Genomic DNA, 17,546 nt, shown 5'->3' with positions numbered 1-17,546 from the left:
GCGTGCCGAGATCGGGTACCTGCTGCCGATCCGCTGAGGATTGCCGGCGGCCGGGGTGCAACCGGTCGCCGGGCCGCGGCGTGTAGTGGCCGTGACAACCATCGCCAGAAGTGGATCGGAGACGCGGATCGCCGTGCGCCCATCCTTCGACGAGGTTTACGCCGCCCACTACGCCGACCTGACGGTGCAGCTCTACGCGTACTTCGGGGACCGGCAAGAGGCGCAGGACGTGGTCCAGGAGGCGTTCTACCGCGCGCTCGTCCGGTGGAACAGCATTTCCTCCTACGACGATCCGGTCGCCTGGATCCGGCGGGTCGCCTGGAACCTGGCCGTGAGCCGCTGGCGCCGGGCCCGGACGGCGCTCAGCTTCCTCGGCCGGCAGCGACGGGCCGAACCGCAGTCGGAGGGCCCAGGCCCGGAACGGGTCGCGCTCGTCGCCGCGCTCACCACGCTGCCGGACAGCCAGCGCCGCGCCCTGGTCCTGCACTACCTGGCCGACATGCCGGTGTCCGAGATCGCCCAGCGGGAGCGGGTGGCGGCCGGAACCGTGAAGTCCTGGCTGCACCGAGGACGGGCCGCGCTCGCCGCCCAGCTCGAAATCTCCGATCTTTCCGACAGCGCTGGAGGTGCGTGATGCCCGACCGGATCGAGGAACTCTTCGCGGATCTGCGCGCCGAGACGCTGCCCACGGTCATGCCGCCGGGCACCGGGCCGCTGCGGCGGGCCGCACGGCGTCGCCGGGCCGCCCTGTCGGCCGCGGCGGCGGTCGCGGTGCTCGCCGTGTCCGGGCTGGTCGCGGTGATCCGGCCGGGCGACACCGCGACACCGGCGGCGGCCCCCGCGATCAGCGCGGCGCCGGTCACCGAGGACTCCGAGGACGTGGCGACGGCGCTCGGCATCGACCCGGACAGCCCGGATCCCGGCGCCCTCGCCGTCTTCGACCCCGGCGACGGCCTGATCAGCACGACGCGTGACCTGCTCGGCGGCCGGTACGACATGAAGATGGTCTGCTTCGGCGCCGGGACCATCGACGTCACGGTGGGGAGCACGGAGGCCTCCGTCGGATGTGACACCGGCCAGTCGACCGTGCTGACCGTGCCGTTCACCGTCGCGAAGCCGGGCGCCACCGTGCCGATCACGATCCGCCCGCACGTGGCCGGCCGGGGTAAGGCCTTCTTCGGGTACCTGCCGGTGCTCTCGGTGGCCGACCGGACCCCGTACCTGCAGGCCGCGGAGGCGATGCTCCCCGAGTTCGACCAGCAGCGCAGCGTCGCCGCGGAGAACTTCTTCCTGGACCACCACAACAAGAGTGTGGATTGGGCCACGGAAGCCGGCCGGTACCGGATCCGGGCCGCCTGCGCCGGGCACGGCAGCGCGACCCTCACCGTCGCCCGGATGAACGACGGGGTGACCTTCGGGCCGAAATCGGTGCCGGTGCGCTGCGGAACGACGAAGTCCCTGACCTACGACCTCACAAGCGGCGGGCTCTCGATCGAGCTGAGCCCGGACACGGAGGCACTCGGCCGCAGCGCCGGCGCGATCCTGGTGGAGAAGGCCTAGGCCTCAGAGGCCCGGGAGGCGGCCGTTGCGGAAGACGTCGACGAAGTCCTGGTGGTCCTCGCGGGCCTGGTCGCCGTACCGGTGGGCGAACTCCACCAGGTGCCGGACGAAACCGGCCTCGTCGGCGTCGACCACCGCCACGATCGCCTCCTCGGTGGAGAAATCCACCAGGTCGTGGCTGGACTCGTCGTCGGCGACCGAGTGCATCCGGGCCACCGCCCGGCCCAGGTCGGCGATCACACCGGTCAGCTCCTCCGGCTCGTTCACATCGGACCAATCCAGGTCCGCCGCGTACGGGGAGACCTCGGCCACCAGCTGACCCACACCGTCCAGCTCGGTGAAGCCCAGCCACGGGTCGGCGTGCGCCTGCAGTGCCCGCTGCGACTCGGCGGTCCGATGGCCCTGATGCGTGAAGTACGACCGGACCCGCTCGTCGTCGATCCAGCGCGCCACGGCCGGCATCTGCGCCTGCTTCATGTAGATGACGACGTCGTTCTCCAGCGCCTCGGTGTGCCCCTCCAGCAGCAGGTTGTACGACGGGAGGCCGGCCGAGCCGATGCCGACGCCCTTGCGCAGCTTGATGTCCTTGATATTGGTGGAGACCGGCCGGGACCGGTCCGGCAGCGTCCTCAGGTAGGTGTCGAAGGCGGCGCGCACCGCCACCTCGGTCGGTCCGTCGACGTCGTAGACGCCGTCGCCGAGCGAGAACCGGCGCTCGTAGTCGTCGATGGTGGTCTGCGCGGCGAGCAGGTCCACCCGGGTGTTCAGTCTCGCCTCCTGCAAGACCCTGCGGAGTACGCCGTCCGCGTTCTCCAGCGTGATCGAGCCGATCGCGTCGTCCCCGCCGTGCGCGATCGCCCGCAGCTCGGTGAGGTACGACCGGGCGAACCGGGTGACGAGCTCGGTGATGTTGTCGTCGGAGAGCGCCTTCGAATACCCGATCAGCGCGACGCTCGCCGAGAACCGCTTCAGGTCCCAGCTGAACGGGCCGACGTACGCCTCGTCGAAGTCGTTGACGTTGAAGACCAGGTGGCCCGACGAGTTCATGTAGGTGCCGAAGTTCTCCGCATGCAGGTCACCGTGGATCCACACCCGGTTGGTCCGCTCGTCCAGATAGCTGTCGTCGCGGTAACCGCCGGTGAGGTCGGCGTAGAAGAGCGAGGCGCTGCCCCGGTAGAACGCGAACGGGGACGCCGCCATCTTCCGGAACTTGCGGCGGAACGCGGCGGGGTCGATCGCCATCAGCGCGCCGAACTCGCGCGTCAGCACGTCGACGATGAAGTCGGCACGAGACTGAGAACCCATGTTGATCACGCTACTCAGCCGTCGCCCGGGAGGGGCACGTCCGCGCGGATTGAAACCGCTACCCTTTCCGCTATGTCCGCTTCACGCTTGCTGCGTATCGGAACACGGTCCTCGCCGATGGCCCTCGCCCAGGTGGAACGCGTCCGCCTGATGCTGGCCGAGCGGCACCCCGACGTCACGGTCGAGGTGCTACCGCTCTCCACCAGCGGCGACAGGTGGCAGGGGTCGCTCGCCGATCTCGGCGGCAAGGGCGCCTTCACGAAAGAGGTCGACCAGGCCCTGCTGGACGGCCGGGTCGACCTGGCCGTGCACTGCGTCAAGGACGTGCCGGGCGACCGTCCTGCGCCGGCCGGCACGGTGCTCGCCGCCTACCTGGCCCGCGACGACGTACGGGACTGCCTGATCCACCCCGGCGGCAGGCGGATCGACCAGCTCCCGGCCGGGTCCCGGGTGGGCACGTCGGCGGTGCGCCGGATCGCCCAGCTCGCCCTGCACTATCCGCACCTGACGGCCGTGCCGATCCGCGGCAACGCCAACTCCCGCCTCGCGAAACTCGACGCCGGCGACTACGACGCGCTGCTGCTCGCCGTCTCCGGCCTGCACCGCATCGGCCAGGAACAGCGGATGACGCACCCGATCGACGTCGACACGTTCGTGCCCGCGGTCGGCTCCGGCACGCTGGTCCTGCAATGCCGCGACGACGACACCGTCGCGGTTGAGCTGGCCGAATCACTCGGCGACCGGCGGACCCGGCAGGAGACCGAGGCCGAGCGGTGGATGCTGCACATCCTCCAGGGAAGCTGCCACTCGCCGATCGCCGGTTACGCCCGCACCGAGCCGGACGGCCGGATCGGCCTGCGCGCCCGGGTGATCAGCATCGACGGCAAGACCGTGCTGGACGTCCACGAGTGGGCCACCGACCCGATCGTGCTGGGCACTTCGGTGGCGGCGGCGCTGCTCCGCCAGGGCGCCCGCGACATCCTCGACGAAGCCACCCGCTAGCCGGGCCCGACCGGACCGCGCCCGCCGGCCTGGACCGGCGGCCAGACCAGCTAGTCGGCCTGGATCGCCGGCCGGACCAGCTAGTCGGCCTGGATCGCCGGCCGGACCAGCTAGTCGGCCTGGATCGCCGGCCGGACCAGCTAGTCGGCCTGAATCGGCGGGCGGACCAGGGGAGCCGTCAGGGACAGCGCGTCCGGGCGGGAGACGCCGCCCACGCCGGACTGCTCGGCGGCGATCTTCTCCTGGAGACGCAGGATGCCGTGCAGCAGCGCCTCCGGCCGGGGCGGGCAGCCGGGCACGTAGACGTCAACCGGGATGATCTGGTCGACGCCCTTGGTGACCGAATATGAATCCCAGTACGGTCCGCCGCAGTTCGAGCAGGAGCCGAAGGAGATCACGTACTTGGGCTCGGGCATCTGGTCGTAGAGCCGCTTGATCGCCGGCGCCATCTTGTCGGTGACCGTGCCGGAGACGACCATGAGGTCGGCTTGGCGCGGCCCGTGCGCGAACGGAATGACGCCGAGACGCATGAAGTCGTGCCGGCTCATGCTGGACGCGATGAACTCGATGGCACAGCACGCCAGACCGAAGTTGAACACCCACAGCGAATAGCGGCGTCCCCAGTTCAACACGAACCGGATGGGTTCACCGAGAACTCCAGGAAGCGCCATCCGGTCAACCTACCTCGTAGGGCGCGGTCAGGGTCATCGGTGTGCGGGCGACCTCCAGAACCCGTTCCGGAAAGTGTGGCCCCTCGGTGTAGTAGCGGGCCCGCGTCCGGCCGACAGGCTCGAGCAAACCGGCGGCAGTGAGATCCCGGAGGTCCCGCTGAGCTTGCTGCAGGGTGAGACCCTCCGCCTGCTCGTAGCGGTGACGGCGGATCCGACCGATCACGGCGACGTCGTGCAACGCGGAGACAGTCCGCTCATCCAGACCGGTCTCCGCGGCGAACTCCAGCAGCATGCTCCAGACGGCTGCGGACCTGTCCACGCGACCTTGGACGGCCTGCGCCTGCTCGTGGTAGGCAGTCAGATTGAATCGGATCCAACTGGAGACGTCCTGGTCGGGGACGAAGGTGGATCCGCGGCGCTTCAACTCTGCGTAGTAGGCCCAGGTGTTCTGGCGACGCCCGAGCCATGCCTCGATCGAGGAGAACTCGGGAGCGAGCACACATTCCCGCGCAATCATCAGCGTCTGGAGTGACCGCGACATACGCCCGTTGCCATCGGCCCAGGGGTGGATGGAGACGAGGTGCAGGTGCGACATGGCGGCACGGACCAGAGGATGACTTCCATCGTCGGTGTTGAGCCATGCCACCAGTTCACCGATCAGACCGGCAACCTCGTCAGCGGCGGGAGCCGTATAGGCGGCAAGTCTCGGGTCGTCCGGGTCGGTGACGTAGACGGCCCCGGGACGCCACTGCCCGGCCGGCCTCCGTGCGGAGTGGCGATGCCCCTGCAGCACCCAGTGCAAAGCGTTGAGCAGACCCTTGCTGTATTCGAAGTCCGCGACGTCGTGCAAGGTCTGCACGTAGGTCATCATGCGCTGATAGGCGAGCGTCTCCTCGCGATTCTCCTCGGAGACGTCGACGTCCCGTTCGCCATCCATCAAGTCCTGGACGTCGACGGTGGAGACACGGAATCCCTCGATCGAGTTCGAACGGGCCACCGCGTCGGCCGTCAGGTACTTCCGCAGCCCGAGAGTCCACTTGGCGGGGCTGCCCTGGATCTGATGACGCAGGTTCTGGCGCATCTCTTCAATGCCGGCCAGTACGGCTTGGTCGGCATCGGTCAGCACAGGCGTCGGGTACAGCACGGGTCCAAGCCTACGACGTAATCATTGCGTCATTGGATTACCGGGCGCTGGAGGTGGCTGAGGAAGCCGGCCAGCAGGGCCTCCCGCACGGCCGGCGGGGAGGCGTTCAGGACCGTGTTGACCATCGCCATCCGGGAGAAGTCGCCGCCACCCAGGCCCAGGCCCTCGGCCAGCCCGGCGATCAGCTCCGGGGTGATCATCTCGGGGGTCAGCGGGGGCAACTCCGGCACCGGGACCGGGCCCCTGGCCTTCGCGGCCGCCACCGCTGCCTCCAGGTCGGGTCCGAACGCCTCGGCGGTCTCGCGGACCGCGGCCGTCACGGTCAGGTGCAGGGTCGCGGGGAAGTCCGCGTACGCCATCTGGGGCTGGGTGTGCCAGCCTCGCGCGGCCAGCTCGTCGGCGAGGACGAACAGGTCGGCGCCGTCGGACGCCAGGCAGACCACGCTCGTCGAGGCCGGGGCGTAGAGCCGGACGCCGTCGGTGGCGGTGACCGCGGCGGCCAGGATCGTGACCGCCTCGCGGGTGCGCGCGGCCAGGTCGAGATAGCCGGCGTCGCCGATGTTGCGCAAAGTGGCGAATGCCGCGGCGATCGGGCCGCCCGACCGGGTGGACGAGATCACCGGGTTGACCATGGTGTAGCCGGGCCAGTCCGCGTAGGCGAAGTACTGCGGCCGGCGCAGCTCCTCCGTCGCGTGCAGCAGCACCGCGACGCCCTTCGGGGCGTAGGCGTATTTGTGCAGGTCGACCGAGATGCTGGTGACGCCGGGAACGGACAGGTCGAAGGGTGGCAGGTCCGCGCCGAGCCGTCGCAGGTAGGGCAGGATCCAGCCGCCGAAGCAGGCGTCGACGTGGAACCGGACCCCTTGGCCGGCAGCCGCGGCGGCGAGCTCCGGGATGGGGTCGATGACGCCATGTGCGTAACTGGGCGCGGAGGCCGCGACCAGGACGGTGTCTCGGCTGATTGCCGCGGCCATCGCTTCCGGGTCCGCCGCCAACCCCTTCACCGGTACGACGTCGAGTTCCACCCGCAGATAGTGCGCGGCCTTGGCGAACGCCGCGTGCGCGGTGGACGGGACGACCAGGCGCGGCTGCTCGATCTCGGGGTGGGCGTCCCGCGCCGCCTTCACCGCGAGGATCAGCGACTCGGTGCCCCCGCTGGTCACGCTGCCGACCGTCTCCGCACCGCCGCCGAGCAGCCGGGCGGCCGCCGCGACCAGGGCGTTCTCCATCGCGAGCAGGGACGGGAACGCCGTCGGGTCGAGGCCGTTCACCTGGTACGAGAGCGCGTGCGCGGCGACGGCCAGGGCGTCCAGGCCGGGGCGGGCCGGGTCGTAGACGTACGCGAAGAGTTGCCCGCCGTGCGTCGGCAGATCGGCGCCACGCAGCTCCCGCAGCTCGGCCAGGACCTGGTCGCCGGGCACGCCCTTCTCCGGCAGCGCATCGATCATGACGGGACCTCCGTTCGGGTCAGCTCGCGGTACCCGCGGAGCACCACGAGCGCGGCGCCGACCAGCACCGCGGGGACGACGGTGAAACCGAGCAGCACGCCGAGACGGGCGTCGTCGCTCTGGGCCGCGGCCTCTCCGGTGGCCGACGACGCATACCCGAAGATCTGCAGCATGGCCGCGAAGATGCCGGGGCCGAGCGCCAGGCCGAAGGTCTCCCCCGCGGTCCACAGGCCGGTGAAGACGCCGGCCTGGCGGCGGCCGGTGCGCTCGGTGTCGTAGGCGATGCAGTCCGGCAGCATCGACATGGCGAACACCTGCTGGCCGGCGTATCCGGCGCCGATCACCGCGACGATGCCGTAGACCACGGCCGGCGGCAGGACCGGGGCGGCGAGCAGGAGCAGGGCGCCGGCGGTGAACAGCAGCGAGGACACGATCAGTGAGCGGAGCTTGCCCCAGCGGCGGCCGGCGGCGCTCCAGAGCGGCATGACGAGCAGCGCCGGCCCGACGAACGCGGCGAACAGGAACGTCGCGCCGGAGGACTGGAAGAGCACGTGGTCGGCGAAGTACTGGACGCCGGCCAGCATGGTGCCGATGCCCGCGGCCTGGACCACGAAGCAGATCAGCAGCGCGCGGAACGGCCGGTTGCCGGATGCCACGCGCAGTTGCGCTCGCAGGCTCGGCTCGGATTCCGCGGCGGTACGGGAGTCTGCTTTACGCGTACCCAGGAAGGTGGCGAGCGTGCCCACGACGATGAGGGCGCCGACGAAGGCGCCGGACCACCGGTGTCCTTCCCGGCCGCCGCCGGTGAGCTCGACGACAAGCGGTGCGAGCGCGCCGGACGCCAGGATCGCCAGCGCCAGGACCGCGACCCGCCAGGTCATCAGGCGGGTGCGTTCGGCGTAACCGTCGGTCAGCTCGGCCGGCATGGCGACGTAGGGCACCTGGAAGAAGGCGTACGCCGTGGCGGCGGCCAGGAACGCGACGGCCACGTAGGCGCCGGAGGCCGCGCTCCCGGCGAACGGCGCTCCGAAGATCGCCGCGAAAAGCACGCCCAGGAGCAGGCCGGCGACCAGGAGGAACGGGCGCCGGGAGCCGGCCCGGTCGGAGATCCGCCCGGCCATCGGATTGACCACCACGTCCCACGCCTTCGGCAGCAGCACGAGCAGGCCCGCGGCGCCGGCCGCCACACCCAGGGTGTCGGTCAGATAAGGCAGAAGAAGCAAACCGGGCACCGTGCCGAACGCGCCGGTGACCAACGAACCCAGCGCATATCCAGCCAAAACTCCACGAGGTAATACGCCCGTCCGTGGTAACACGGGAGAGGGACCAGGTGTCGTCATCGACGCGCATCGTAACCATGATCCGGCCTCGCCGCCTACGCTCGCCGCATGACAAGCGTTGCGGCCGGCGTGGCCGCCAGCCACCCGGCGACGGCGCGCACCGGGGTGCGGATCCTGCAGGCCGGAGGCAGTGCGGCGGACGCCGCGGTGGGGGCCGTCCTGGCGTGCTGCGTCGCGGAGACGGTCTACACGGGACTGGGTGGCGGCGGGTTCGCCACCTACTTCGAGGCGGACACCGGCGAGGTCACCTGTCTCGACTTCTTCGTCTCGGTCCCCGGCCTCGACGGGGACCGCAAGGCCGAGCCGATGGTCTCGGTCGACGTGTTCTTCGGCGGGCTACCACAGACCTACTCGATCGGCGGGGCGAGCGTCGCCGTGCCCGGAGTCCCGGCCGGTCTCGGTGAGGTGCACCGGCGCTGGGGGCGGCTGCCCTGGGCCGAGGTGGTGGCGCCGGCCGCCGGTCTGGCGCGGACCGGTGTGCTGCTCCCGGCCGCGCACGCCCGCACGCTGGAGTCGTGCGCCCCGGCGCTGGCGTACGGCGCGGGTGCGGAGCTCTACCAGCCGGGCGGGCGGCTGCTGCAGGGCGACGAACTGCTCTTCCACCCCGGGCTGGCGACCGCGATGGACGCCCTCGGCGAGCAGGGACCGGACGTCTTCTACACCGGGGAGTACGCGGACGTGCTGGTCGGCGCGGTGCGGGACGCGGGCGGCTCGCTCGGCCCGGCCGATCTGGCGAGCTACCGGGTGGTGTCGACCGACGTGGACCGGGCCATGCTCGCCGGGCACCGGGTCTACGCCCGGCACGACCTGAATCGGACGATCGACACGATCGCGGCGCTGCCGGACGACCTGTCCCGGCCGAAACGGGCGCCGGCCGTCGCCACCGCGCTGCGCAACCGGGGAACGCAACGGCTCGGCGACACCACGAACGTGTCAGTGGTCGACGCCGACGGGAACGCCTGCGTGATCACCACGACGCTCGGGCTCGGCGCCGGGGTCTGGCTGCCCGGGCTCGGCATCAACCTGAACTCGATGCTGGGCGAGGGCGAACTGCTCACCGAGGAGCTGGTGCCGGGGCGGCGGATGGCGTCGTACATGTGCCCGCTCGTGGTGATCGCCCCGGACGGCGGGCTGGCCGTGGCGGCCGGGTCGGCGGGGGCGTCGCGGATCCGTACCGCCCTGGTGGACACGCTGCTCGGCCTGCTCGTCGACGACCTGACCGTGCCGGAGGCGATCGCCCGGCCGCGGTACCACGTGGTGGAGGAGACCGTGCACGCCGAGGCGGGCTGCCCGCCCGAGGAACTGGCCGCGCTCACCGACGCGGGGTGGCAGGTGGTCGAGTGGCCGGAGCTGAACCACTACTTCGGCGGGGTGACCGCGGTGGGCCGGGCCGGCGCGGCCGGGGATCCGCGCCGGGGCGGGGTGGGGATCCTTCTGTAGAAAGTCAGGCACTGCTGGGCGTCACATCGTCCGGGCCGCGGTTTCCTCGGCGGCGTCCGCGGTCTCCCGCAACGCCACGTCCAGATCGGTCGCGGTCAGACCGAAGGTGCGCTCGGTGAGCGAGCTGTCCATCACGAACGGCGCGTAGAACTGGTAGTCCATCTCGGCCAGCTCCCGGGCGATCGGGACGACCAGCCCGGCCGTACGCATCACGAACCTCGGCACGATGTGAATCTTGAGCTGGGGCTGGCCGGTGAGCTCGCAGTAGCGCGCGGCCATCTGCCGGATGGTGACCGGCGCGGGCGAGGGGACGTGCCAGCCCTTCCCGTACGACCGGTTGTCGCGGGCGAGGGTGACCAGGGCCCGGGCCATGTCGCCGGTGTAGGTGAAGCTGTGCGGCAGGTCCACGTTCGCCGGGGCCCAGGCCGCGCGGCCCTTCTGGATGGCCGGCAAAAGGGCGGCGGAGAAGACCCCGGCGGTGCCCGCGCCGACGTAGTCAGAGCCGCGGACCTCGACCGTACGCACCCCGCTGGTCAGGGCGTCCTGCCACATCCGGTTGCGGATGCGGCCCTTGCGACCGGTCGCGGCGAGCGGGGTGCTCTCGGTCATCCGGCCACCGGGCTGAGGGCCGTACCCGTACAGGTTTCCGGTGATCGCGTAGACCGCGCCGGCCGCCGTGGCCGCGGCGAGCATCGCGTTGTTCATCGGGAACCAGAGTTTCTCCCACTCGGTGTATTTCGGGTTGGCACAGTTGTAGAGGACCTCGGCGCCGGCGGTCAGCTCGGTGAGCCGGCGGGCGTCGGCGGCGTCGGCGGCCACCCGCTCGATCAGCGGATGCTCCGGGCCACGACCGCTCCGCGTGACGACCCGGACGCTTTCTCCCTGGTCAGCGAGGAGCGAAGCGACCTTAGACCCGATCGGCCCGGAACCCACGACGACGTGCTGTGCCATTGCGATCTCCTTTGTGAGCAGTGCTCTCTGTTAAGAACGACAGTCTCATAGAGCGCCGCTCGAATGCAAGAGCAGTGCTCTCGTTGTGGCACACTCAGCTTATGAGCGCCGCGAACTTACGGGCCCGGGTTCGGGCCGAGATGACCGAAGAGATCAAGACGGTGGCCCGCCGCCACCTCGCCACGGACGGCGCGAACCTGTCACTCCGGGCGGTCGCTCGCGACCTGCAGATGGCCTCGTCGGCGGTCTACCGCTACTTCGCCAGCCGCGACGAGCTGCTCACCGCACTGATCATCGACGCGTACAACGAGGTCGGCGACGCCGCCGAGCGAGCCATCTCGGCCGCGGCGACTCCCCTCGACAAGTGGCTCGCGGCCTGCCACGCGGTGCGGGACTGGGCCCTCGCCAACCCGCACCAGTGGGCGCTGATCTACGGCAGCCCGGTCCCCGGGTACCAGGCGCCGCAGGACACCGTCGGGCCGGCGACACGGGTCCTTCTGCTGCTCGGCGTGACGCTGGGGGAGGCGTACCAGAACGGTCTTGTCGAAGATCGGGAACCGCTGACCGGAGGTTTCGCCCGCGAGCTCGAGCCGATCGCGTCCTCGTTCATGCCGGGCATGCCGCCGCGCGTCGTCGCCGACACCATCGCCGCGTTCTTCCAGCTCTGCGGCGCGGTGAGCGCCGAGCTGTTCGGCCAGCTCAACAAGTCGGTCGACAACGACAGGCGCGGGTTCTTCGAGTATCAGATGCGGTCAGCGGCGTCGCTGGCCGGGCTGGCCTGACGCGGGCTTGCCTGACCCGGGCTTGCCTGACGCCGGGCGTGCAGGACGTGACCGCCGGGCGTCTCCGGCGGCACGTCCGGACGGCCGAAATAGCGCGCCGCGAGCGCCGACGGACCCAGGTCTTCGATCTCGGTGAACCCATGTCCGCGCAGCTCAGCGTCGATCTCGTCGGGCTCGAAGTAGGTCAGCCACGGCTCGCCGAGCTTGGCCACCCGCGCGGCCCGTGCCTCCAGGGCGGCCCGCCGGCCGGGCGCCATCCGCTCCGGCGACTGCGCGTAGTCGAAGACCACCTCGTTGCCCTCGCCCGACGCCACGAACGAGAGCGTCTCGGCGAAGCCGTCGCTGGTCAGGTAGGGCACCACACCCAGCCAGAGGAAGAACGCCGGACCGTCCAGGGTCACGTTCAGTGACTCGTGCTCGAAGTCCACGCCGGCGTAGCGGACGCCGCCCGGCACCGCGATGCCGGTCTCGGCCAGCCGCGCACGCTTCCAGGCCTGCGTGTCCGGGTGATCGACTTCGGTCACCCGGAGCTGCGGATGCGGGTTGCGGTAGGCGAACGTGTCGAGTCCCGCCCCGAGGATCACCAGCTCCCGCACGCCCCGCGCGACGGCCGCCGCGATCGCGTCCTCGGCGAAACGCGTCCGCGCCGCGATGAACAGCCGCATCCCCGACCGCGGTGCGTCCGCCAGGAGATCCGCTTGCGGTTCATTCAGGATTTGTACGGCCAGCGGGTCCCGGAAGATCGACCCCTCCTCGAGCAGCTGGTGCGCGGCTCGATAGCGCGCGGCACTCCACGCCGTCCGGCTCGGCTCACCGTTGCGCATCAGGCGCCCACCCGGCTTTCGTCATCTCCATGTGATCGCCGCGCATCACGGCATCCACCCGGCCTTCGTCATCTGCACCCGATCGCCGCGCATCGGCACGCCCTCGGCCAGCAACCGGGCCCGGGCCTCCCGCTCGTGCCCCGGGGGAAGCCGGCCGCTGCTGCTCACCACTCGGTGCCACGGCACGCCGCCACCGTGCCGGGCCATGATCGTGCCGACCTGGCGCGGCGAGTTGCGGCCGGAGCGCTCGGCCAGGGCGTCGGCGATCGCGCCGTACGACATGACCCGCCCCTCCGGGATGGTCTCCACCATCGTCAGAACGTGTTCGACGTACTCCTCGGGTGTCATCAATCGCCACCATATGGGATCTGACCGCGATCGACAGCGGCCCGCCTTGCAGAATGGGCCGAGTGCGGGATGTGGTGACCGGTGCGCGCCGGATCGTGGTGAAGGTGGGGTCGTCCTCGCTGACCACGGCGGAGGGCGGCATCGACGACAAACGGGTGGACGCCCTGGTCGACGTCCTCGGCGGGCTGGCGACGGCCGGCCGTGAGGTGGTCCTGGTCTCCAGCGGCGCGATCGCCGCCGGCCTGGCCCCGCTGCAGCTGCGCCGGCGACCGCGTGACCTCGCCACCCAGCAGGCGGCGGCCTCGGTGGGCCAGGGTCTGCTGATGGGGCGGTACACCGCGGGTTTCGGGCGGCACGGGCTGACCGTCGGGCAGGTGCTGCTCACCGTCGACGACGTGACCCGGCGGGCGCACTACCGCAACGCGTACCGGACCCTGCGGAAACTGCTCGACCTGGGCGCGCTGCCGATCGTCAACGAGAACGACACGGTCGCCACCGAGGAGATCCGGTTCGGTGACAACGACCGGCTGGCCGCGCTCGTCGCCGCGCTCGCCGACGCCGACCTGCTGGTGCTGCTCTCCGATGTGGACGCGCTCTACACCGGTAACCCGTCGGACCCGGCCTCGCGGCGGATCTCCCTCGTCCCGAGCGAAACGGATTTGTCGGGTATCGACATCGCGACGCCGGGCCGCTCCGGCGTCGGCACCGGCGGCATGGTGACGAAGGTCGAGGCCGCCCGGATCGCCACCGGCTTCGGCATCCCGGTGGTGCTCACCGCCGCGCCGCTGGCCGGACCGGCGGTGGCCGGTGCGGATGTCGGCACGCTGTTCGAGGCCGCGTCCTCACGACCGGCCGCGCGGCTGTTCTGGCTCGCCCACGCCACCGCGCCGCGCGGGCGCCTGCACCTCGACGCCGGCGCGGTCGCCGCGGTGGTGACCCGCCGCAAGTCGCTGCTGCCGGCCGGCATCACCGCGGTGGACGGCTCGTTCGCGGCCGGCGACCCGGTCGACCTGGTCGACGCCGGTTCCGGCACCCCGGTGGCGCGCGGCCTGGTCAACTACGACGCGGTGGAACTGCCGGCGCTGCTCGGGCGGTCCACTCCGGAGTTGGCCGCGGCCCTCGGCCCGGGCTATGAACGAGAGGTCGTGCACCGCGACGACCTGGTGCTGCTGTAACCAGCTTCGATCTTCTGCTTCGATCTCTTTGAGGAGTTTTTGCCATGAGCGTGCTGGAGCAGGCGGCCGCCGCCCGGGTCGCGGCCATCGATCTCGCTGCGGCGACCCGGGCCGAGAAGGACCGGGCGCTGCTGCTGATGGCGGACCGCCTGGTGGAGCGCACCGACGACATCGTCGCGGCGAACGCCGTGGACATCGCGAACGGCCGGGAGAACGGCATCGGCGAGGCGATGATCGACCGGCTGACGCTGACGCCGGACCGGGTCGCCGCGATGGCCGACGGGCTGCGCCAGCTCGCCGCGCTGCCCGACCCGATCGGTGACGTGGTGCGCGGCTCCACCCTGGCGAACGGGCTGGAGCTGCGGCAGGTCCGGGTGCCGTTCGGCGTGGTCGGGATGATCTACGAGGGCCGGCCGAACGTGACGGCCGACGCGGCCGGCATCTGCCTCAAGTCCGGCAACGCGGCACTGCTGCGCGGCTCCGGCTCGGCCTTCTCCTCGAACGCCGCGATCGTCTCCGTGCTGCGCAAGGCGGTCACCGACGCGGGCCTGCCGGCCAACGCGATCCAGCTGCTGGACGCCACCACCCGCGACTCGGTGAAGGAGCTGATGCGCGCCCGTGGCCTGGTCGACGTGCTCATCCCGCGCGGCGGCGCCTCACTGATCAAGACGGTCGTCGAGCAGTCCACGGTTCCGGTGATCGAGACCGGGGTGGGCAACTGCCACGTCTACGTCGACGCCGCCGCCGACCTGGAGAAGGCGCTCGCCGTCACGGTCAACTCGAAGACGCAGCGCCTCTCCACCTGTAACACCGCCGAGTCCCTGCTGGTGCACGCGGAGATCGCCGACTCGTTCCTGCCGCTGGTGCTGGAGGAGTTCGCGCTCAAGGGCGTGACCGTGCACGGTGACGCGAGGGTCGCCGGTCACAGCGACGACGTGGTTGCCGCGACCGAGGAGGACTGGGGCACCGAGTACCTGTCCGCGGACATCTCGGTCGGCGTCGTCGACTCGCTGGAGGACGCGCTCGACCACATCCGGCAGCACGGGACAGGCCACACCGAGGCGATCGTGAGCGAGTCGGTCACGGCGACCCGGCGGTTCGTGGCCGGGGTGGACGCGGCGGCCGTGATGGTCAACGCGTCGACCCGGTTCACCGACGGCGGGGAGTTCGGCTTCGGGGCGGAGATCGGCATCAGCACGCAGAAACTGCACGCCCGCGGTCCGATGGGCCTGCCCGAGCTGACCTCGACGAAGTACGTCGTGACGGGCAACGGTCACACCCGCTGATCGTCGTGTCGCGGCCGGCCGCCAGTGTCCGCGGCTGGCCGGCCGCCCGCGTCAGCGGCAGGCGCGCAGCGCCGTCAGTGCCCGCGGCCGGCCGCTTCAGCGGCAGGCGCGCAGCGCCGTCAGGGTGATGTTGACGTCGAAGAGCGGGCCCTCGTTGCTGTCCCAGCCGCCGTCGACGCGCTGTGTCTCGGCCAGTCGCTTACGCGCGCTCTGGAGCAGCCAGTCGTCACCGAGGTTGACCCGGCGCAGCGCGGCCGCCATCGCCGCCACGTCCGCCGGGGCCATCTCCGGAAGCCGCTCGCCGAGCACCTGCTGCACCCGCGCCGACTCGTAGTAGAACTGCCGCTGGTGCAGCAGCCCCGCGGCGTGCCAGCCGGCAGCCAGGAACGACGGCCAGGTGCCGTCCGGGTTGAGCTGCGAGACCACCCAGCCGGCCGCGCGGGCAAGCGTGTCACCGTACGGCGAGCGGGTCTGATAGGGGTCGGCCTCCACCGCTGCCGCGGTCAACCAGAAACCGGCAACCGACGTGAGGTAGAGGGTCGCCTCCGGATCACCGGGCAACGCCCACGGCGGGGCCTGGTCGGCCAGCGACTCGTGCTCCTGCCAGGTGCCGTCGCCGCGCTGGGCCACGGCCAGCCAGTTCAGCGCGCGCTCGACCACCGGGCCGCGCAGGCTGCCCAGGTCGTCCAGCTCGGCCAGCCGGAAACAGGTCGCGTCGATCGACGGGACACCGCCCTCAGCCGACGCGGGCCAGCCGCCCTCCAGCATCTGCCCGGCCGCGATGCGCTCGACGACGTCCTCCGGGGCCGGCTGACCGGTCCGGAGGTACGACAGGCGGGCACGCTCGACCGGGTCACCGTGTGCGACCACGTACCCGATGGCGGCATCTATATCGACCACTGTGGTGACGCTACCGTCCGATCCTGTGTTTCGCTGTGCCCAACGGGCGTGAGTGACTCTAGGGAGTTGCCACGCCAACCCCCTAGAGTGACAGTCATCAGTACGCCGGCAGCGACGGGTCGACCGTGTTCACCCAGGACACGATGCCGCCCTGCACGTGCACGGCGTCCTTGAATCCGGCCGCCTTCAGCGCGGCGAGCGCCTCCGCCGAGCGGACACCGGACTTGCAGTGCAGCACGATCTGCTTGTCCTGCGGGAACTGCGACAACGCCGTACCCGAAAGGATCTCGCCCTTGGGAATGAGGACCGCGCCGGGGATCCGGTTGATCTCCCACTCGGCGGGCTCGCGCACGTCGACCAGGAAGATGTCCTTGCCGGAGTCCTGCCAGTCCTTGAGCTCGCGGGCCGTGATGGTGGCGTTGAGCGTGGCCTCCTGCGCCTCGACCGAGACCGCGCCGCAGAAGTCCTCGTAGTCGTCCATCAGGTCGGTGAGCGTCGGGTTCTCCCCGCAGAGCACGCAGTTCGGGTCCTTCCGGACCTTGATCTTGCGGTACTCCATCTCCAGGGCGTCGTAGACCATCAGGCGGCCGACCAGCGGCTCACCGATGCCGGTGATCAGCTTGATCGCCTCGTTGACCTGGATCGAGCCGATCGACGCGCAGAGCACACCGAGCACGCCGCCCTCGGCGCAGCTCGGAACCATGCCGGGCGGCGGGGGCTCCGGGTAGAGGCAGCGGTAGCAGGGACCGTGCTCCTCCCAGAAGACCGAGGCCTGGCCGTCGAAACGGTAGATCGAACCCCAGACATACGGCTTGCCGAGCAGCACCGCGGCGTCGTTGACCATGTAACGCGTCGCGAAGTTGTCGGTGCCGTCGACGATCAAGTCGTACTGGCTGAAGATCTCTTTGACGTTGTCCCGGTCCAGCGCGGTGTTGTGAATGACCACGTTGACCAGCGGGTTGATCTCGGCGATGCTCCGCGCCGCCGACTCCGCCTTGGGCGTGCCGACGTCCGAGACGCCGTGGATCACCTGACGCTGGAGGTTGGACTCGTCGACCGTGTCAAAGTCGATGATGCCGAGCGTGCCCACGCCGGCCGCGGCCAGGTAGAGCAGCGCCGGCGAGCCGAGGCCGCCCGCGCCGACCGCGAGGACCTTCGCGTTCTTCAGACGCTTCTGCCCGTCCATCCCGACATCAGGGATGATCAGGTGTCGCGAATAGCGGCGGATCTCATCGACGCTCAGCTCAGCGGCCGGCTCGACGAGCGGGGGCAGAGCCACAGTTCACTCCCCGGGGTTCGGTGGATTCGGTGATACGGAACGCCGACCATTGTTGCTCGCCCGGACGCAACACGCCCATGACGAGGGACAC

General features: G+C 70.8%; 17 protein-coding genes. 7 read left to right on the top strand and 10 right to left on the bottom strand.

Translation table 11 applies throughout. The features are described from left to right. Window positions 1–133 precede the first annotated feature (133 nt). Window positions 134–634, top strand: a complete 501-nt coding sequence (locus AMIS_RS02845) for an RNA polymerase sigma factor (RefSeq protein ID WP_331428999.1) — start codon at window positions 134–136, stop codon at window positions 632–634. After that, window positions 634–1,560, top strand: a complete 927-nt coding sequence (locus AMIS_RS02840) for a hypothetical protein (RefSeq protein ID WP_014440680.1) — start codon at window positions 634–636, stop codon at window positions 1,558–1,560. The genes AMIS_RS02845 and AMIS_RS02840 overlap by 1 nt, the downstream gene beginning before the upstream one ends. Before the next feature lie 3 nt (window positions 1,561–1,563). Here the strand turns inward: AMIS_RS02840 and AMIS_RS02835 are convergent, their stop codons facing one another. Beyond that, window positions 1,564–2,865 carry a DUF2252 domain-containing protein gene (locus AMIS_RS02835; protein WP_014440679.1) on the bottom strand — a complete coding sequence of 434 codons (1,302 nt, stop codon included), beginning with the start codon at window positions 2,863–2,865 and terminating at the stop codon, window positions 1,564–1,566. Window positions 2,866–2,937: 72 nt separating this feature from the next. On the opposite strand from AMIS_RS02835, the gene hemC reads away from it, so the two are divergent. Then, window positions 2,938–3,867 carry a hydroxymethylbilane synthase gene (gene hemC, locus AMIS_RS02830; protein ID WP_014440678.1) on the top strand — a complete coding sequence of 310 codons (930 nt, stop codon included), beginning with the start codon at window positions 2,938–2,940 and terminating at the stop codon, window positions 3,865–3,867. 140 nt (window positions 3,868–4,007) lie between these two features. On the opposite strand, the gene AMIS_RS02825 is transcribed toward hemC, so the two are convergent. From AMIS_RS02825 to AMIS_RS02810, 4 genes are read right to left on the bottom strand one after another with little or no spacing between them, the layout of a single operon-like run. Continuing rightward, the gene (locus AMIS_RS02825; protein ID WP_014440677.1) at window positions 4,008–4,538 is read right to left on the bottom strand and encodes an NADH-quinone oxidoreductase subunit B; all 531 of its coding nucleotides are present in this window, start codon (window positions 4,536–4,538) and stop codon (window positions 4,008–4,010) included. Between the two features lie 4 nt (window positions 4,539–4,542). After that, window positions 4,543–5,682, bottom strand: coding sequence for a Fic family protein (locus tag AMIS_RS02820; protein ID WP_014440676.1), 1,140 nt, complete (start codon window positions 5,680–5,682; stop codon window positions 4,543–4,545). A 29-nt stretch (window positions 5,683–5,711) separates the two neighbouring features. After that, window positions 5,712–7,130 (bottom strand): pyridoxal phosphate-dependent decarboxylase family protein, encoded by a 1,419-nt coding sequence (locus AMIS_RS02815; protein ID WP_014440675.1) that lies wholly within the window; start codon window positions 7,128–7,130, stop codon window positions 5,712–5,714. Continuing rightward, entirely contained in the window at window positions 7,127–8,470 is a 1,344-nt protein-coding gene (locus AMIS_RS02810; RefSeq protein ID WP_051041804.1) for an MFS transporter, read from the bottom strand. Before AMIS_RS02810 ends, AMIS_RS02815 begins: the two co-directional genes overlap by 4 nt. Before the next feature lie 48 nt (window positions 8,471–8,518). Between AMIS_RS02810 and AMIS_RS02805 the strand changes: the two genes are divergently transcribed. After that, window positions 8,519–9,910, top strand: a complete 1,392-nt coding sequence (locus tag AMIS_RS02805) for a gamma-glutamyltransferase (protein ID WP_014440673.1) — start codon at window positions 8,519–8,521, stop codon at window positions 9,908–9,910. A gap of 21 nt (window positions 9,911–9,931) precedes the next feature. On the opposite strand, the gene AMIS_RS02800 is transcribed toward AMIS_RS02805, so the two are convergent. Further along, the gene (locus AMIS_RS02800) at window positions 9,932–10,861 is read right to left on the bottom strand and encodes an NAD-dependent epimerase/dehydratase family protein (RefSeq protein WP_014440672.1); all 930 of its coding nucleotides are present in this window, start codon (window positions 10,859–10,861) and stop codon (window positions 9,932–9,934) included. Window positions 10,862–10,962: 101 nt separating this feature from the next. Between AMIS_RS02800 and AMIS_RS02795 the strand changes: the two genes are divergently transcribed. Beyond that, entirely contained in the window at window positions 10,963–11,643 is a 681-nt protein-coding gene (locus AMIS_RS02795) for a TetR/AcrR family transcriptional regulator (RefSeq protein WP_014440671.1), read from the top strand. On the opposite strand, the gene AMIS_RS02790 is transcribed toward AMIS_RS02795, so the two are convergent. Continuing rightward, window positions 11,604–12,467: a class I SAM-dependent methyltransferase gene (locus tag AMIS_RS02790; RefSeq protein WP_014440670.1), complete on the bottom strand. Its 864-nt coding sequence runs from the start codon at window positions 12,465–12,467 to the stop codon at window positions 11,604–11,606. The two genes, AMIS_RS02795 and AMIS_RS02790, sit on opposite strands and share 40 nt — an antisense overlap. A gap of 45 nt (window positions 12,468–12,512) precedes the next feature. Further along, window positions 12,513–12,815, bottom strand: coding sequence for an MGMT family protein (locus AMIS_RS02785; protein ID WP_014440669.1), 303 nt, complete (start codon window positions 12,813–12,815; stop codon window positions 12,513–12,515). Between the two features lie 62 nt (window positions 12,816–12,877). Between AMIS_RS02785 and proB the strand changes: the two genes are divergently transcribed. Then, window positions 12,878–13,990 carry a glutamate 5-kinase gene (gene proB, locus AMIS_RS02780; RefSeq protein ID WP_172666561.1) on the top strand — a complete coding sequence of 371 codons (1,113 nt, stop codon included), beginning with the start codon at window positions 12,878–12,880 and terminating at the stop codon, window positions 13,988–13,990. Window positions 13,991–14,034: 44 nt separating this feature from the next. After that, entirely contained in the window at window positions 14,035–15,276 is a 1,242-nt protein-coding gene (locus AMIS_RS02775; protein ID WP_014440667.1) for a glutamate-5-semialdehyde dehydrogenase, read from the top strand. A gap of 96 nt (window positions 15,277–15,372) precedes the next feature. Here AMIS_RS02775 and AMIS_RS02770 read toward each other — a convergent pair whose 3' ends face one another. Both AMIS_RS02770 and moeZ read right to left on the bottom strand, forming a co-directional pair. Beyond that, entirely contained in the window at window positions 15,373–16,176 is an 804-nt protein-coding gene (locus AMIS_RS02770; protein WP_014440666.1) for a prenyltransferase/squalene oxidase repeat-containing protein, read from the bottom strand. Between the two features lie 97 nt (window positions 16,177–16,273). Then, window positions 16,274–17,455 (bottom strand): adenylyltransferase/sulfurtransferase MoeZ, encoded by a 1,182-nt coding sequence (gene moeZ / locus AMIS_RS02765; RefSeq protein ID WP_014440665.1) that lies wholly within the window; start codon window positions 17,453–17,455, stop codon window positions 16,274–16,276. Window positions 17,456–17,546: the final 91 nt, after the last annotated feature.

The organism is Actinoplanes missouriensis 431 (genome assembly GCF_000284295.1).
GTDB lineage: Bacteria > Actinomycetota > Actinomycetes > Mycobacteriales > Micromonosporaceae > Actinoplanes > Actinoplanes missouriensis.
This window is presented reverse-complemented; position numbering and strand designations above follow the sequence as displayed.

Bases quoted from the DNA above. Each gene is read 5' to 3' on its own strand.
- AMIS_RS02795 (WP_014440671.1), top strand. From the start codon at position 10,963: ATGAGCGCCGCGAACTTACGGGCCCGGGTTCGGGCCGAGATGACCGAA.
- AMIS_RS02835 (WP_014440679.1), bottom strand. From the start codon at position 2,865: ATGGGTTCTCAGTCTCGTGCCGACTTCATCGTCGACGTGCTGACGCGC.
- AMIS_RS02810 (WP_051041804.1), bottom strand. From the start codon at position 8,470: ATGACGACACCTGGTCCCTCTCCCGTGTTACCACGGACGGGCGTATTA.
- AMIS_RS02785 (WP_014440669.1), bottom strand. From the start codon at position 12,815: ATGACACCCGAGGAGTACGTCGAACACGTTCTGACGATGGTGGAGACC.
- AMIS_RS02840 (WP_014440680.1), top strand. From the start codon at position 634: ATGCCCGACCGGATCGAGGAACTCTTCGCGGATCTGCGCGCCGAGACG.
- AMIS_RS02790 (WP_014440670.1), bottom strand. From the start codon at position 12,467: ATGCGCAACGGTGAGCCGAGCCGGACGGCGTGGAGTGCCGCGCGCTAT.
- AMIS_RS02825 (WP_014440677.1), bottom strand. From the start codon at position 4,538: ATGGCGCTTCCTGGAGTTCTCGGTGAACCCATCCGGTTCGTGTTGAAC.
- AMIS_RS02775 (WP_014440667.1), top strand. From the start codon at position 14,035: ATGAGCGTGCTGGAGCAGGCGGCCGCCGCCCGGGTCGCGGCCATCGAT.
- AMIS_RS02805 (WP_014440673.1), top strand. From the start codon at position 8,519: ATGACAAGCGTTGCGGCCGGCGTGGCCGCCAGCCACCCGGCGACGGCG.
- hemC (WP_014440678.1), top strand. From the start codon at position 2,938: ATGTCCGCTTCACGCTTGCTGCGTATCGGAACACGGTCCTCGCCGATG.
- AMIS_RS02800 (WP_014440672.1), bottom strand. From the start codon at position 10,861: ATGGCACAGCACGTCGTCGTGGGTTCCGGGCCGATCGGGTCTAAGGTC.
- AMIS_RS02815 (WP_014440675.1), bottom strand. From the start codon at position 7,130: ATGATCGATGCGCTGCCGGAGAAGGGCGTGCCCGGCGACCAGGTCCTG.